This is a genomic window from Planococcus sp. CP5-4_YE (genome assembly GCF_019042655.1).
In the GTDB taxonomy this organism is placed as follows: domain Bacteria; phylum Bacillota; class Bacilli; order Bacillales_A; family Planococcaceae; genus Planococcus.
This window is the reverse complement of sequence record NZ_JAHPZO010000004.1, coordinates 161,079-177,167: the sequence shown is the minus strand read 5'-3', so window position 1 is coordinate 177,167 and position 16,089 is coordinate 161,079. Positions and strand designations below refer to the sequence as shown.

Below are 16,089 nucleotides of genomic sequence, written 5' to 3'. Positions count from 1 at the left end.
GAAAAGCTTTCAACCGATTTACGCAAGGCGCAATTATCCGATACGCAAAGGGGATAGGAACTTGAAAAAATTATTGGCGGCTTTAGGAATGGCATTGCTTTTATTACTCAGCACTTCACTTACGACTTCTGCAGCATCGAATGTTTATACAGTTAAAAGCGGTGATACGCTTTATAAAATTTCCCAACAAACGAAAGTCTCTGTTAATAACCTGAAATCCTGGAACGGATTGAAATCCAACTTGATTTATCCAAAGCAAAAACTAAAATTGAAAAAAACAACAGCACAAACTATCTCTAAACCATCAACACCATCTTCCAGCAAAGGTACAGTAGTGAAAGAATTCACTGTGTCGGCGACAGCTTATACGGCCTCTTGCAAAGGGTGCTCAGGGATCACGAGAACCGGTATCAACCTGAAAAAGAATCCAGGACTCAAAGTCATCGCGGTCGACCCGAAAGTCATTCCGCTCGGTTCTAAAGTATGGGTGGAAGGCTACGGCAACGCAATCGCTGGAGACACAGGCGGCGCAATCAAAGGCAAGAAAATCGACGTCTTCATCCCAACTCAAAGCCAAGCGCTTAAATGGGGACGCAAGAACGTAAAAATTAAAATCCTAAAATAAGCTAAACCCGGCTGATCCATCAGCTGGGTTTTTTATGTGGATATGGGGATGGATCTGAAAAGGAAGCTTACACCATAGCTCAGAGCATTCACTATCCAGATAGCTTTTCGCTTTAAATACTACATCACCCAGGAAGCGATTCCCCCACTAGCCGGCAACTCAGTAAAGAAGCAGATCTCTGTAAACAAACTTGACTCAATGAAATCACTAAGCCGCCAAGCGCCCAGGGTGAGCCGACGCCGTAAGACAGGTGCTCTTCCTGGCTTACGGCTAAAGGCCAACCCAAAGCCAGGCGGCGAATAACCAAACGAAGCTTCATTCCAAGTATCCAAATGACTCCACAAGCAGATCCTCGCTATCTTCACATATGCCGGATGCAGGACAGGAAGCGATTCCCCCACTAGCCGGCAACTCAGTAAAGAAGCAGATCTATGTAAACAAAATCGACTCAATGAAATCACTAGGCCGCCAAGCGCCCAGGGTGAGCCGACGCCGTAAGACAGGTGCTCTTCCTGGCTTACGGCTAAAGGCCAACCTAAAGCAGAGCGGCGAATAACCAAACGAAGCTTCATTCCAAGTATCCAAATGACTCCACAAGCAGATCCTCGCTATCTTCACATATGCCGGATGCAGGACAGGAAGCGATTCCCCCACTAGCCGGCAACTCAGTAAAGAAGCAGATCTATGTAAACAAACTCGACTCAATGAAATCACTAAGCCGCCAAGCGCCCAGGGTGAGCCGACGCCGTAAGACAGGTGCTCTTCCTGGCTTACGGCTAAAGGCCAACCTAAAGCAGAGCGGCGAATAACCAAACGAAGCTTCATTCCAAGCATCGAAACAACTCCACAACCTAACTCTCGTTATCCTCTTTATTACGCGGCTCTGAAAGCGATTCCCCCGAAAACACCGCTTTGATTCGGCATAAACCTTGAATAAAAAAACAAGCACCATAAACAGGTTAAATAATTAGTCTTTTAGGGAAGAGATGTATATACTGTTTGTATAGATATTGTATAACTTTTAAGAGGCGAAACGGGGGCTTACGCAATGGCAAAACGAATGATTATTATAGGAGCGGGGCCAGGAGGCTTGGCAGCAGGAATGCTGTTGGCGAGCAAAGGATACCAAGTCGACATTTACGAAAAAAACGACCGCATCGGCGGGCGCAATGCTGCATTGACATTAGGTGATTTCACGTTTGACACAGGACCGACGTTTTTGAGCATGCTTCATCTGGTGGAGGAATTATTCGAAACGACTGGACGCAATGTCCATGATTATATGGAAGCGGTCGAACTGGACCCGATGTACGAATTGCGTTTTGAAGATCAGAACTTGGTGATGACGCGCGACCCTGAAGCAATGCGCAAACAAATCGATGAAAACTTCAAAGGCGACGGAGAAGGCTATGCGCGTTTCATGAAAGACACGGGCAAGAAGCTCGAAGCAATGTCTCCGCTTTTGCAGACGAAAATGGACCGCATGACAGACCTCATGCAGCCGAAAGTGATCAAAGCGATTCCTGAACTTGAAGCAGGCAAGACGCTTTACGACGTGCTATCCCGTTATTTCAAAGACGAGCGCTTGAAGATGGCGTTTGCGTTCCAGTCGAAATACCTCGGCATGTCGCCTTGGGAATGCCCCGGCGCGTTCACGATCCTGTCCTATATGGAGCACGCGTATGGCATCTACCATCCGATCGGCGGCGTCAACCAATTGTCTGCAGCGATGGCGAAGGCAGTCAAAGAAATGGGTGGCCGCATCCATCTCAATAAGGGCGTCCAGAAATTATGGATAGAAGGGCGTACAGTGAAAGGTGTCGACCTTTATGACGGCAGCCGCGAAGCAGCGGATGAAGTAATCATCAATGGTGACTTTGCACACGTAATGACCCATCTGGTGGAGCCGGGCATCCTGAAGAAATACACTGCCAAAAAGCTCGACAAGAAAAAATATTCATGTTCTACTTTCATGCTTTATTTAGGGCTCGACAAGAAATACGATTTGTCTCATCACACAATCGTTTTTTCAAAAGACTACAAGAAGAACGTCGAGGAAATGACGAAATCCCGCATCTTATCAGCGGACCCGTCGATCTACATCCAAAATGCCAGCGTGACAGACCCGACTTTAGCTCCGGACGGCAAGTCGGCGTTGTATATATTGGCGCCGGTGCCGAATAATTTCAGCGATATCGGCTGGGAACACGAACAGGAAGCCTTCCGTGAGTTAGTATTGGATATTATCGAAGAAAAAACCGATTTCAAGAACCTGCGTGAGCATATTGAAGTCGAGAAGATGTTGACGCCGTTTGGCTGGGAATCGGATTACTCTGTATACCGCGGTGCTACATTCAATTTAGGGCATCAATTATCCCAAATGATGGTATTCCGACCGCACAATAAATTTGAAGAGCTCGATAATTGCTGGCTGGTCGGAGGCGGAACACATCCTGGCAGCGGCTTGCCGACCATTTTGGAATCTGCCCGCATCACGGCGAACGGCATTTTGAAAGAAGACGGCAAATCCGGAATTCCGATTGGCCCGCTTCCGAAAGTGGAGGGATATGTATGAAAATAGCCATGATCGGAGGCGGAGTCGGAGGCTTGATGGGCGCGCTATACTTAACGAAGCTGGGCTATGAAGTCACGATTTACGAAAAAGAACATAAACTCGGCGGCAGGATGGCGTTCGTGGAACGGGACGGCTTTCGAATCGATGAAGGACCGACCATCGTCTTGCTGCCAAAAATGTTCCGCGATTTATTCGCTCAGGCAGGAATCAGCCCCGAAAGCATCGAATTATTATTATGCGACCCGCTTTATACAATCCGCTTTACAGACGGCAAAGTGTATACGAAATACCCAGGGCGTGAGCGGCAATTGCAGGAGGTTGAAGAGCAGTTTCCGGAAGATAAAGATGGATTTATCCGCTTTATGGATGAAGGACAGAAACGCTTCGATATCGGCAAGCCTGCTTTTCTGGAACATGATTTTGTGCGCAAAGCGGATTTTTGGACCTTTCGAAATATCCGTAATTTGATGAAACTGAAACCCCAGCAATCTGTCCATCAATTGATGGAGAATTATTTCAGGGACGAGCGGCTGCAGTTAGCCTACTCGCTTCAGGCGCTTTATATCGGTGGGGATCCTTACCGGGCGCCGGCCATGTATTCACTCGTGCCGTTCAGCGAACATGAGCACGGAGTGCACTATGTGAAGGGTGGTTATGCGAGCATCATTCCAGTCATGGAACGGGAATTGCGCAGCCGCGGAACTGATATCCGTCTGAATACGGCCGTTAAGCGCGTCGTGAAAAAAGATGGCCGTGCGACAGCGGTCGAAACGGAAACTGGCACAGAGCAGTACGATGCTATTGTCTATAACGGGGATTTCCCAGGGATCAACCAATTAGCACCGATGAAAAAGCAGAAGGAATTTACGCCTTCTTCCGGCTGTGTGCTATTGTATTTCGGATTGGATAAGGTTTATGAAGACGTAAATGTCCACCAATTCTTTATCGGTGATGATTACAAAGAACATATGGAAGATGTGTTTGTCAGAGGGCAGAAAACGGAAAATCCGGCGTTCTACACATTCCACCCCTCAGTCATTGACGATTCTCTTGCTCCACAAGGCAAATCTGTGCTTTATGTACTGGTGCCGGTTCCTTCGGGCACGGAAATCGACTGGGAAAATGATGAACAGTGGGTCGGCCGTATTTTAGACCGGATGGACGAACTCTCATTCCCAGGTATACGGGAATCGATTGAGTGGATGGATGTGCGCACGCCGAAAGATGCGGAAGCGTTCGGCTTGTTCAAGGGAGGTAGCTTCGGAATTGGGCCGACATTACGGCAATCCGGGGTTTTCCGCCCGCAGATCAAACCGGACAACACGGAGAATTTGTATGCAGTGGGTGCTTCTGTCCACCCGGGCGGCGGCATACCGATCGTTATGCAAGGAGCTAAATTGCTGGCCGACAGAATTCACAGCGATTTGAAAGAAAGGGGCGGTTCATGATGGAATTGAAGCAAGCCTATAGCTATTGCGAACGCATTATCGCCGACAATTCGAAGAGTTTTTATAAAGCATTTTCCCTATTGCCGAAAGAAAAACGCAAAGCCGTATGGGCAGTATACGCCTTCTGCCGGAAAGTCGACGATATCGTCGATGAAGGCAGTCATCCTGAGCCTGAGCTGAAGGCATTCCGAAAAAACTTCGACGAATTTTTAGCAGGTTCAATTCAATGGGACGACCCGATGTGGCTGGCGCTCGAAGATGTGTTTGAAAGCTACGATATGGATGCCAGTGCGTTTTACGGATTGATTAAAGGACAGGAAATGGATTTGACGATCAATCGCTACCGCACGCTGGATGAGCTTTTGGACTATAGCTACCATGTCGCGAGTACAGTCGGGCTGATGCTGTTGCCGATACTGGCACCGGGACGCACCGCCCTGTTAAAAGACGGTGCGATTTCGCTTGGCTATGCCATGCAAATTACCAATATCCTCCGCGATATCGGCGAAGACTTGGCTATGGACCGCATTTATTTGCCTCAGGACATCATGCGGAAATACGGCCTTGCCGAGGAAGAGCTTAGAACCGGCACGGTGTCGGAATCGTTCATCCAGGTCTGGGAAGAACTCGCCAGCATAGCTGAGTTCTATTATGACCGTGCGTTTGAAACGATCAACGATTATCCTTTATCTTCCCGCGTTCCGGTTAAAGGGGCTGCGCTTGTCTATCGAGAAATCCTGTCGACGATCCGCTCGAAAGAATATACGGTGTTTCACGAAAAGCATTATGTAACAGATGATTCCAAGCAGTCCATTTTGCAATGCTTATGAGAATAGAAAAAAGCTGTTTCCATCCGCCACAACTGACGGATGGAAACAGCTTTTTTGTTCGTTTTAAGATGAATAATTTTCAATCAAGCGCCGCGCCACATTCAATCCGCTCAAGGTGACCATCGGAGAGCCGCCGCCTGGGTGGACGCTGCCACCGACAAAGAACAATCCTTTAATGTCGCGGCTCGCATTTGACGGACGCAAAAAGGCGTCTTTGGGGCGATTGGAAGATGGCCCATATAAAGCCCCGCGGTGAGAACCAAATATATCGCGGATAAATTCAGGAGTGAAGATCCGTTCTTGTTGCAAGTGCTTGCGGACATTTATTCCATAATGTTCCAATAAATCATAAATCCGCTCTTTGTATTGTTCCGGATCGATCTGTAAATCGCCTTGCGCTGTCAGGGCAGGTGCGTTGACGAGAATGAATAAATTGTCCCCGAGCGGCGAAACGGACGGGTCTGAGTAGGATGAGTTGCTGATGTAGATAGTCGGCTCGCCGCTGTATTGCTTGTCGGCAAATAATTCGCGGAACTCACGCGGATAATCGGCTGAAAAGAAGACGTTATGATGCTTCAGTCCTGGCAAGCGGACATTCAGCCCCGCAGTGATGACAAAAGCCGAAATCGAAGGCTCGAAACGGTCACGCTTTGCATTGAGGAAAGATGGGCGTTCGGTTTCATCCACTAACTCAGGAAACGCCGACAATAAATCACCGTTCAAGATGACGGCATCTGCCGAAATTTGTTCGTCGTCTGCGAGTTCTACGCCGCATGCTGCGCCTTGTTGCGTCAAAATCCGGGTGACAGCCGTTGCAGGGTGCATATCCACGCCGCATTCCGCTGCTACCTGTGCAAAGCCCTGTGCAATCGATACGTTTCCGCCTTTTGCGTAAAAGACGCCTTGCGACAGTTCGAGGTGGGCGATCATCGCGAAGGTGGCAGGGGCTTTATAGGGCGATGACCCGATATAGGTAGCGTAGCGCCCGACTGCCTGAAGCAGCCCCTCATGCTTGAAGTAGCGGCTGAAAAAATGGTCCATCGATTCAAGCGGGCGCACTTTCAACATCGCCGCTCCGAGTGATGGGGACAGATAATCCCGGAACGACTGGAAGCTCAGCGGAAAGAAATACTGTTCGGATGACTGATACAAGCGGGCGACTTCAGCCAGGAACGCATCGTATTTACCAGCGGCAAAAGGATCCAGCGTTTCGAGCTGGCTGATCATTTGCGTGCGGTCCGCCGTAAAGTCGATGTGGCTGCCGTCCGTGAAATGGTTGCGCGTATGGACGGCGAGTTTTTCGAGCTGGAAATATTGATCAGCATCGCGTCCGGTCTGTTCGATGACTTCGCGGAAGATGTGCGGCATGGTGATCGTGTTCGGGCCGAAATCGAAATGATAGCTGCCAAGTTCAACAGGCATCAACTTGCCGCCGAAATGGCTATTCTTCTCGAATAGGCTGACACGCATCCCGGCGGTTGCGAGCGTGATGGCAGCAGACAAGCCGCCGAGCCCGCCGCCGACGATGGCGATATGTGGTCGGTTCATGAATAATGCCTGCCTTTCCATGTATAGGACTCATTTTTTAGTGATTTTTTCATGGCCGTGAGCATGACTGCTAGCATTGCTGCGGCTTGAAGTGGAATGAGGAATGCCAAATACCAACGCTGGTTGGTCACCATATCGACATACCAGCGCTGCAAAACGGTCAGCGCGTATGGCAAGAGCCAGATCCAGTTGGCCGTCACAAGGCCGGCTGCTGCGAGAAACAGCGGGAAGATATAAAAGACGCTGTAAAATACGGTCAGCAGGACGGCGATCAGAGGCGAGCGCCCGATACCTGTGTAGCTGTTCTTCAAGAAGCCTTCCCATACTTCGGCTGGCGTTTCGTACATCCGGCATTTGACCGAAGCGGTGATATTGGCAAGTAGCACTTTATGGCCGGCTTGCTTCAAAGTACGCGCAATATGTACATCCTCGACGAGCGAGGTGCGCACGGCTTCATGGCCGCCAATCGCGTCGTAAGCTTTTCGTTCAAATGCCATCCACATGCCATTTGCTGCGGTCGCTGCAGGAAATTTTGCGTAATTCGCCAGCGCCAATGGCAAGTGGAATAAAATAACGAAATGAAGCATCGGTACGAGCAGTTTACTCAAGAATACCGGCACTTCAAAAGCAGGAAATCCAGACAATAGGGCAACGCGCTGTTTTTCCATCAAAGCGAGTGTCTGCCGCACTGCCTGCTTACGGAAGCGGACATCGGCGTCGACGAAGAATAAGTAATCGCCGGAAGCGTGTTTCTGCAATTGGTGGCAGGCATGGACTTTGCCGATCCACCCTACAGGCAGTTCAACGCCTTGCAATACGGTGAAGCGCTTGTCGCCAGCAATTTCCCGGTCGAGTGCCGCTTGAGTGTCATCTGTTGATTGATCATTCAAGACGATGAACTCCGCTCGTTCCCAGTCTGTCTCTTTTAACGAACGGACAATCGTCGGCACGTTGCGTTCTTCGTTGCGCATCGGCACAAGAATGGATACCAGTGGCTCTGCTTTTACTACAGGCTGTTTGGGCAGCACTGGCAGGAACAAACGGTTGAAGACAATCCACAAGAAAAAGGCAATATGGATGACAATCAAAGCCGTGATCATGGTGTGCGCCTCCTTTTCAGCATCTCCGGGAATTCGCTGTAATTTTCTTTGAGCACTTCCTGTTTCAATTGGTCAAGCGCAGCGGTTTCCCGTTCCTGCAGCCATAGCGTCCTATCGTGTCTTGAACCCGCCGGGATGTCATTAAGTATCAGGGTGTCGCCTTGGTCGATCCACACTTCGGGATGTTTTTCACGGCGCATTGAATAATAAAAGCGTACGGGGACAAGTGGAATGTCGGGGCATTTCTCCATCAAGTAAAGAACGCCTGTATGAAATTCCAAGGGACGCGTCTCCAAGTGGTATTCATCGCCTTGTGGAAACAAGATGACCGTTTTGCCTTGTTTCAATAAATTCTCGGCATAGCGCAATGAAGCCAAAATATCTTTTGGATTGCTTCGATCGATTGAAAAGGCGCCGAGCCGGCGGAAAAAAGGAAATTCCTTCAGTCCGCGTTCGTGCATCATGATGTGAACATCCAAGTTCCACACGCGCCGATTCAGGAAAAAGAACAGCAGCCCGTCCCACCAGGAGCTGTGGTTGGAAATAATTAATGCCGGCCCTTTAGGCGGGCGGATGTTTCTGGCATACAGATGTGAAAAAGACCTGCGGATCGATGGCATCAAATACAGGGCGAATGCGCGTTCAAAAAGCGCTGACTTTTTTGCTTGGATCATTGCGGGCGCCTCTTCCATGCCAAGGCGACAATTGCTGCCGTGAGGGCAGAAGTCAATGCGGCTGCAAGCCATAGCCCGCCGATCAGCCCGAGCAGCACGAACAAGACGATCATCAATACATACAAAAGAGCCATGCGCTTTTCTGCCTGGCCGGCTGACACTTCAAGCCCTTGCTTCTTGAAGGCGGCATCGAGAATAAGGTGAAGGATAAACGCCACAATAAACCAGCCGGTGAAATTGGTCCAAGGGATATCGTAGTAAAACCCTGTATCTTCCCATAGCCAATAGCCTTTCACCTTATAGGCGACCGGATCGATGATCAAGTCGATGATGACCGCTGCCATGCCTCCAGTGGCGGCATACAAAATGCCGCCGCTAGGCACGATCCATCGCGCAATGACATGGCTCGTCGCCATGACCATGAGCCAGGCAAAACCGATCGCGACCGGCACGCCGAAGACATTCGGAGCGAAGCGGTCGGTATAATCGTAAGAACCAAACAAGAAGCCGCTGTCGGCGCCAGCCCATTCGACGATGAAGGTCGAGAAGAAAATGAGCACGCCGATCGACCCACCGATTCCAGGGCCGAAGCGCCGCCATAAATAAAGGAAGCCGAGTGTTCCTGCAAGGATGAGGAAGAAGGCGTTGGCCCATTCCAGCCAAGGCGGCAATAAATCGAAACTTAGCAAGACAACGCCGCAAATATACCAAAAAATGAATAACTTAAAAATCCGATCTTCCCATTTCACAAGCAGCACCTCATCAAAATTAGTTATACAAATAGTGTACAACAATAGATGGAAAAGACGAAAGAAAAGGGCAGCGCACTCAATAGGGTGGATGGTAAATTTTTTTCACATTGTGTTTTTTTGCTGCGAAGACTGATTTGACAGTATATTTATGAGGACAATGTCATAAATTATGGCAGAATTTTCAGTAAAATATTGCAGGGAATCCTGCAAAAGTATATACTATATTACAAGCAACTAAGCGTGTTCTTGCGATGGGGGAATGAATATGCAGGATTTAATGCGAAATGTATCAGCTTCTTATAAGGATTTCAGTTCCGGGCAAAAAAAGATAGCAGACCTCTTTTTCCGCGAACCGATTTTCATTGCTTTTTCACCCGCATTGGAAGTGGGAAAGCGGGTACAGGTCAGCGAGTCGACCGTCATCCGGTGGACGCAGAAACTCGGTTACAGGGGTTATACAGAGTTTCAGCATACGCTCCAGCGCAAATTGGCGGAAGAGCGGCTGGACAATGCGCAGCAGGAACAGCCCGCTGCTGCGGACCAGTCGTTTCTTGAAAACCTGCTCGATGCAGACATCACCAGCATCCTGAAGCTCAAGCAAACAATCAATGAAGAAAACCTCCTTCAAGTGGTCGACCGTATCAGCAAGTCTGAACAGCGTTACGTCACTGGTAATTTCTTCGATTTCGGCTTAGCCGAGTGGTTTGGGGGCTGGCTCGGCAGTGCGCTTGGGAATACAGCGATGATGCAGCCGGGCACTGCCGCTTACTATGGGCAGATGGCAGAGATTGGCTCACAAGACACGATCATTGCTTTCGCCTTCCCGCGCTATACGCGGATCTTAATGGAAACCTTGGGGCAAGCGAAGCGCAAAGGAGCGGAAGTCATCGTCTTGACCGACAAGGAAGATTCACCGGCCGCCAAGCACGCGGATGTGGTGCTTACCGTTTCGATTAATGCGAATTTGAATATCGACTCCTATACGGCTGTTCATGCATTGTTGACTTCGGTCATGCGCTTTTTGTACGTCAAAGAACACGCGAAGGTAAAGGAAAAGCTCGCACAGCTCGAAGCGGCTTACACCGACCAGGACATCTTCATATAATTCCACCCATCGCAGGCACGTCCCGAATCGCTCCGGCGTTTTGGTCAAACATAAACGAAAAGGGGAGAGCAGTATGAATAAAAAATTTACAACAGCAGGCGTAATTTTAACAGCAGGCATGCTTTTGGCAGCCTGTGGATCGGATGACTCAACCACCGGCTCGGAAGGATCAAGCGAAGGAGCAGGCAGCGACTTGAATCTTGTGGAAGAAGGCAAGTTCACTACTGCATCAAGCGGTTTGTACAAGCCATTCAACTACGAGGAAGGCGGCAATTTGACAGGCTTCGATATTGAAATCGGCAATGCCCTCGCGGAGGAAATGGGACTTGAACCAAACCCGGTCACAACGCCTTGGGAAACGATTATTCAAGGATTAACGACGAACCGCTTCGATGCGATCTTGGGGTCGATGGCCATCACAGAAGAGCGTGAAGAACAGGTCTCATTCTCAGATCCATACTATTACTCAGGCGGTGTTATTTTCGTGCGTGAAGGCAATACCGAAATCCAGTCGGAAGAAGACCTTGAAGGGGCGACCATCGGCGTAGTCGGGCAAAGTACGTATGACACGGCGGCACAGAAGTATACAGATGATATCCAATACTACAATAGTGATGTCGTCGCTTTGCAGGATTTAGAGGTAGAAGGACGTTTGGATGCCGTCATCACAGCAGACGTTGTTGGCTTTGAAGCACAAAATGCGGGACTCGAAATCGAAATGGTCGGCGATCCGCTATGGATTGAGCAGGCGGCTGTAGCTGTACGTCCTGAAGATGAAGAATTGCTAGCGGCGATCAATGAAGCGTTGGCAGCAATCATCGAAGACGGAACTTATACAGAGATTTCGGAAAAATGGTTCGGACGCGATCTCCTTGATGTCGATCTTGAAGGCGTCGAAATTCTCAATTAAAATCAGCTGAGAAGAGAAGGGAGATTCGACTATGTTTGAATTATTTGGGACAGTCTTTGAAGTATTCATGCGGACATATCCGGGCTTCCTTGAGGCTACAGTCGTTACGCTTCAGCTGACAGCGATTGGTGTCATTTTAGGGACAGTAATCGGACTGGTATTTGCCTTGATGAAAATTTCTGGATCCAAGATTTTGCAGTGGATCGCCAATGTCTACATTACAGTTATTCGCGGAACGCCGTTAATCGTACAGATCATGTTCCTGTACTTCGGTATCGTGGAAATTTATACGATGTCGAACTTCTGGGCCGGCGCCATTGCGCTTGGCGTCCATAACGGCGCCTACATCGCGGAAATTTTCCGCGGGGCGATCCAAGGGGTCGACCCTGGGCAGCGCGAAGCGAGTATGTCGCTCGGGATGAACCGTAAGCAGACAATGCAGCGGATTGTATTCCCGCAGGCGCTGCGCCGTTCCATCCCACCGCTCGGTAACCAGTTCATCATCACGCTGAAAGATTCGTCGCTTGTCTATATTATCGGCGTCTCGGAGATTTTCTCCCTTGCCAACCGGGAAGCGGCACAATCATTCCAGCCGTTTGAATCGTTCCTTGTCGTAGCACTTTATTACCTCGTGCTCGTCATGATTTTCACGTACTTGCTGCGCTGGTATGAAAACCGGCTTGATGTGGACAAAACCTAAGGAGGAGCAATTATGATTATTGGAGAGAATATACACAAATCCTTTGGTGATCTCGAGGTGTTGAAGGGCGTGGATCTCCACGTCCAGCCCCAAGAGGTGGTTGTTCTGGTCGGGGTCAGCGGATCCGGCAAAAGTACACTGCTCAGATGCTTTAACTTCCTGGAGATGATCAACGAAGGATCCATTACGATCGACGGCAAGAAAGTCGATCCGAAAAAAGACAACTTGACGAAGATCCGCGCCGAAGTGGGTATGGTCTTCCAGCATTTCAATCTGTTCCCGCATAAGACGGTGCTTGAGAATGTCATCGAAGCACCCCTTACGGTCAAGAAGATGAACAAGGAAAAAGCGAAAAAGCTCGGCCTTGAACTGTTGGAGAAAGTCGGCTTGAGCGACAAAGCGGATGTCTACCCAAGCAAATTGTCAGGCGGGCAAAAGCAGCGTGTCGCCATCGCCCGTTCACTTGCGATGGAACCGAAAGTGATGCTCTTCGATGAGCCGACCTCAGCGCTCGACCCGGAACTTGTGGGGGAAGTGCTGCAGGTCATGAAGCAGCTTGCTGAAGAAGGCATGACGATGGTCGTCGTGACCCACGAGATGAAGTTCGCCAAAGAAGTGGCGGACCGCATCATCATGATCGACCAAGGGACTATCATCGAATCAGCGGATCCAGAGAACTTTTTCGGGAATCCTCAGCACGAACGGACACGCCAATTTATCCAATTGGTAGAATAGGAGTTTCGGCAGTCCATGAAATAGTTATCGCTTATAGGTAATACAAAAAACCAGATCCGCATCGGAATCTGGTTTTTTGTATTACAGATTAATGGTGGCGTCTCCCTCGTCACGGAGTTCTGCGACGAGCGTTTGTGTGGCTTCATTTTCTTTTTGCATTTTGACTTGTTCTTTGACTTGTTCTTCAAGTTCCGGTTTCAGTTCCTCAAAAGCAGGGAGCTCTTCTTCACTGTCCATTTGTTCCTGTTGGGCTTTGATTTGCTCATAGGCCGCTTCCAGTTCTTCGTTGCTAGGGTTAGTATCTCCAGCCGACTCAACGATCAATTGATCTACTTTCACTTGTGTTTCAATTTGAGCCATGACTTCTTCTTCTGCCATGCCTTGATCATTTAATGCCGCCAGAAATTCATCTTTAGACTCAAGCCCATTTTGTTGTGCTAATTGTTCCAAAGTTTGATCAACATCTTCATCGGACGCGGTTAATTCTTGCTTTTCAGCTTCCTGAACTAGTAATTTCTGGCCAACCATGATTTCTGCCAATTGATTTTTCAATTGATTTTGGTCAATTTCCTGTCCGGACATTTGCGCTTGCATTGCCGCTTGCTGGAATTGCCCTGTATAAGCTGTTTCAAATTCCTCTTTAGTGACTTCTTCGCCGTTCACTTGTGCGACGACTTCAGGGACGCCTTCCAAATCAGGTTCGGGCATTTCCGGTTGCGCGGCATTTTCTTCGCCGCTAGGGGCTTGTTCTTCAGTTTCCGGTTGCGCGTTTTCGTTTTCTGCAGATTCATCGGCACCGCCGCATGCTGATAAGACGATGAGTGAGGTGCCAAGGGAGAGCCCTAAAAACCATTTCTTAATCATTGTCATTCTCCTTCCAACGCATAATGTCCGGTAGTGTAACATAGGCTGGAATTTGATGGGAAGCCAGAATCCTCAAGCGCTTGAAGCAATGCAAATTAAAAGGTCGGAAATGCCTATTCTTTTTACTAATGACGTTTTCAGCTCTTAAAAGAGGATAAAGACTATTAACAGAGTGAATTCGAGGAGGAGACGGCATGAAAATAGCGGAAATAATGACAACTGATGTAGAGACCTGCCTGCCAACGGTAACCATTCAAGACATTGCCGCCAAGATGCGTGAAATTAATGTCGGGTCGATTCCGATTTGTGAAGAAGGGCGGATTGTCGGCATCGTCACTGACCGAGATATCGTCCTTCGGGGCATCGCAGAGGAACTTGAGATGAATGCGCCCATTGCAGAGATTTTTTCGGAAACTTTGATTACCGGAACGGAAGAGATGCTGGTCGGGGAGGCAGCTTTGTTGATGGCGAGGCACCAAATCCGCCGGTTGCCGATTGTGCGCAAAGAGCAAGTCGTCGGCATCGTCTCGCTCGGCGATATCGCCCTTAGGAGCAAGACGCCAGGTGAAGCGGAAACGGCACTTGAAAAAGTTTCGGGACCAGCAAAGCCACGGCGTTGAAGGCCTCGCGACATCAAGACAGCGATTGGCTGGTAATTCAAATTAAAGTGTAAAAACCCTCTCGAGCGCATACTCGAGAGGGTTTTTTTACCATTCAACCTGTTCAGGATATTCTGCCTGGATGCCGATTTCATGGATCGGCTGTTTTCCGGGAGCTGCCGCGCTGAGGACTTGTTTGCGGAATGCTTGGTACTCGGAATCCTGGAGCGTGAGTTTCATGGCGATGGCAGATAAGCTTTTTTCGCGCTGTTGCCTGGTCATGCCGATGTACTTCAGGTTCAACAGGTCCACGTACTGAATGGCATAATCGTTGACTGACGGCGATTTGCGGAACGTTTCGAGGATCGCTGCATATTCTTCATTCGGCACATGGCCTTGCAGGCATTCAAGGACGAGTGCCTGGAATTTTGCAACCACGGGCGCATAGGCATCAGCCAGCAAGTCGCCGCGCTTTTCCTCATAGAGTCGCATAAAGTCGCGGAGTGCATAAGTTGCATACAAAAGCTCTGGCCACAGCACTTCCACAGAGAAATAAATATTCTTATCGGGGGCGATAAAGCCATGCTGTTTTTTCGTGTGCTCGTGCAAGCCGTTGAAGACAAAGTCGACATTGCGGTCGCCTTGTGCGGCGTGGCGGATTTCGTAGGAAACGCCAAGTATCCGCAAACGCGATCCTTCATAGCTGTGGTATAGGCCTTCTTTACCAATGACTTTGTAGATGGCTTGGTTCAGTTCGTCCAAATCGAAATAATCCCCGCTGATCTTGACGCCGGTATGGTTCGGCGTCGTTTTCATGCTTAGCATAAAATGCCTCCTTAGCGTTTCGGCTGATAATCAAGCTGGCGGAATAATTCTTGTTTTTCTTCTTCTGTCAGATCGCGCCATTCGCCGGCTTTTAAATTGGCAAGACGAATATTCATGATGCGGATGCGCTGCAGGCGTTTCACCTCGTATCCAAGCGCCGTACACATGCGGCGGATCTGCCGGTTGAGCCCTTGCTGCAAAGTCAGTTTGAAGACGTGCTTGGCGATCCGTTCAGCTTTTGCGGGAAGTGTCACCGTGTCGAGGATCTCGACGCCGCTTGCCATTTTATCCAAGAATTCATCAGTAACCGGTTTATCGACCGTCACGATGTATTCTTTTTCGTGTTCGTGCTCAGCTCGCAAGATCTCGTTGACGATATCGCCGTCATTGGTCATGAGGATGAGCCCTTCTGAATCTTTATCGAGACGCCCCACATGGAAGATGCGCTCAGGGTGATTGATGAAATCGACGATATTCCCTTCGATATGGCGCTCGGTGGTGCTGGTGATGCCGACCGGTTTATTGAGTGCCAAGTAAACGTAAGCGCGCTTTGGCTGCTGGACCGGTTTGCCGTCGACCCGTACTTCATCGTCGGGCTCGACTTTGCTGCCGAGCTCCGCTTTTTGGCCGTTGATCTCGACGCGGCCGGCTTCGATGAATTTATCCGCTCCGCGGCGGGAAGTGATACCTGTTTCGCTGAGGAATTTATTGATTCGCATAAAAAAATCCTTTCGGTTGTATATTTCCACTGTCTGGTCCCATTATACTCCAGATGACCCTTATAAGAAAAAAATTTGTA

At 49.2% G+C, this 16,089-nt stretch carries 16 protein-coding genes; 9 read left to right on the top strand and 7 right to left on the bottom strand.

Annotation, left to right across the window (positions count from 1 at the left end; genetic code table 11):
- The first annotated feature begins 61 nt into the window (after positions 1-61).
- The 4 genes from KTG14_RS07490 (at position 62) to KTG14_RS07475 (ending at position 5,478) form a co-directional block, all read left to right on the top strand.
- Positions 62-625, top strand: a complete 564-nt coding sequence (locus KTG14_RS07490) for a 3D domain-containing protein (protein WP_374939885.1) — start codon at positions 62-64, stop codon at positions 623-625.
- Between the two features lie 1,048 nt (positions 626-1,673).
- Complete coding sequence (locus tag KTG14_RS07485) at positions 1,674-3,200, top strand: phytoene desaturase family protein (protein ID WP_216970337.1); 1,527 nt, start codon at positions 1,674-1,676, stop codon at positions 3,198-3,200.
- Positions 3,197-4,648 (top strand): phytoene desaturase family protein, encoded by a 1,452-nt coding sequence (locus KTG14_RS07480; RefSeq protein ID WP_216970336.1) that lies wholly within the window; start codon positions 3,197-3,199, stop codon positions 4,646-4,648. The genes KTG14_RS07485 and KTG14_RS07480 overlap by 4 nt, the downstream gene beginning before the upstream one ends.
- A complete protein-coding gene (locus KTG14_RS07475) occupies positions 4,645-5,478 on the top strand; it encodes a phytoene/squalene synthase family protein (protein ID WP_216970335.1) in 834 nt (277 codons plus the stop codon). The genes KTG14_RS07480 and KTG14_RS07475 overlap by 4 nt, the downstream gene beginning before the upstream one ends.
- 63 nt (positions 5,479-5,541) lie before the next feature.
- Here the strand turns inward: KTG14_RS07475 and KTG14_RS07470 are convergent, their stop codons facing one another.
- The 4 genes from KTG14_RS07470 to KTG14_RS07455 are packed head-to-tail and all read right to left on the bottom strand — an operon-like array spanning position 5,542 to position 9,549.
- Positions 5,542-7,026 (bottom strand): phytoene desaturase family protein, encoded by a 1,485-nt coding sequence (locus tag KTG14_RS07470; protein WP_254178034.1) that lies wholly within the window; start codon positions 7,024-7,026, stop codon positions 5,542-5,544.
- Positions 7,023-8,126, bottom strand: a complete 1,104-nt coding sequence (locus KTG14_RS07465) for a glycosyltransferase family 2 protein (RefSeq protein WP_216970333.1) — start codon at positions 8,124-8,126, stop codon at positions 7,023-7,025. Before KTG14_RS07465 ends, KTG14_RS07470 begins: the two co-directional genes overlap by 4 nt.
- A complete protein-coding gene (locus KTG14_RS07460; protein WP_216970332.1) occupies positions 8,123-8,800 on the bottom strand; it encodes a lysophospholipid acyltransferase family protein in 678 nt (225 codons plus the stop codon). The genes KTG14_RS07465 and KTG14_RS07460 overlap by 4 nt, the downstream gene beginning before the upstream one ends.
- Positions 8,797-9,549, bottom strand: coding sequence for a carotenoid biosynthesis protein (locus KTG14_RS07455; protein WP_308461975.1), 753 nt, complete (start codon positions 9,547-9,549; stop codon positions 8,797-8,799). The genes KTG14_RS07460 and KTG14_RS07455 overlap by 4 nt, the downstream gene beginning before the upstream one ends.
- Before the next feature lie 268 nt (positions 9,550-9,817).
- On the opposite strand from KTG14_RS07455, the gene KTG14_RS07450 reads away from it, so the two are divergent.
- The 4 genes from KTG14_RS07450 to KTG14_RS07435 all read left to right on the top strand — a co-directional run bounded on the left by KTG14_RS07450 (position 9,818) and on the right by KTG14_RS07435 (position 13,002).
- Positions 9,818-10,657: a MurR/RpiR family transcriptional regulator gene (locus KTG14_RS07450; RefSeq protein WP_216970331.1), complete on the top strand. Its 840-nt coding sequence runs from the start codon at positions 9,818-9,820 to the stop codon at positions 10,655-10,657.
- A gap of 73 nt (positions 10,658-10,730) precedes the next feature.
- Entirely contained in the window at positions 10,731-11,567 is an 837-nt protein-coding gene (locus KTG14_RS07445; protein ID WP_216970330.1) for a transporter substrate-binding domain-containing protein, read from the top strand.
- Positions 11,568-11,598: 31 nt separating this feature from the next.
- Positions 11,599-12,267 (top strand): amino acid ABC transporter permease, encoded by a 669-nt coding sequence (locus KTG14_RS07440; RefSeq protein ID WP_216970329.1) that lies wholly within the window; start codon positions 11,599-11,601, stop codon positions 12,265-12,267.
- A gap of 12 nt (positions 12,268-12,279) precedes the next feature.
- The gene (locus KTG14_RS07435; RefSeq protein ID WP_211655242.1) at positions 12,280-13,002 is read left to right on the top strand and encodes an amino acid ABC transporter ATP-binding protein; all 723 of its coding nucleotides are present in this window, start codon (positions 12,280-12,282) and stop codon (positions 13,000-13,002) included.
- A gap of 81 nt (positions 13,003-13,083) precedes the next feature.
- Here the strand turns inward: KTG14_RS07435 and KTG14_RS07430 are convergent, their stop codons facing one another.
- Positions 13,084-13,866 (bottom strand): SurA N-terminal domain-containing protein, encoded by a 783-nt coding sequence (locus KTG14_RS07430; RefSeq protein ID WP_216970328.1) that lies wholly within the window; start codon positions 13,864-13,866, stop codon positions 13,084-13,086.
- A 194-nt stretch (positions 13,867-14,060) separates the two neighbouring features.
- On the opposite strand from KTG14_RS07430, the gene KTG14_RS07425 reads away from it, so the two are divergent.
- Positions 14,061-14,486, top strand: a complete 426-nt coding sequence (locus KTG14_RS07425) for a CBS domain-containing protein (RefSeq protein ID WP_216970327.1) — start codon at positions 14,061-14,063, stop codon at positions 14,484-14,486.
- A gap of 87 nt (positions 14,487-14,573) precedes the next feature.
- Here KTG14_RS07425 and KTG14_RS07420 read toward each other — a convergent pair whose 3' ends face one another.
- On the bottom strand, positions 14,574-15,290 hold the full coding sequence (locus tag KTG14_RS07420; protein WP_216970326.1) for a DUF6904 family protein: 717 nt from the start codon (positions 15,288-15,290) through the stop codon (positions 14,574-14,576).
- Between the two features lie 11 nt (positions 15,291-15,301).
- Complete coding sequence (gene rluF / locus KTG14_RS07415) at positions 15,302-16,009, bottom strand: 23S rRNA pseudouridine(2604) synthase RluF (RefSeq protein ID WP_216970325.1); 708 nt, start codon at positions 16,007-16,009, stop codon at positions 15,302-15,304.
- Positions 16,010-16,089 lie beyond the last annotated feature (80 nt).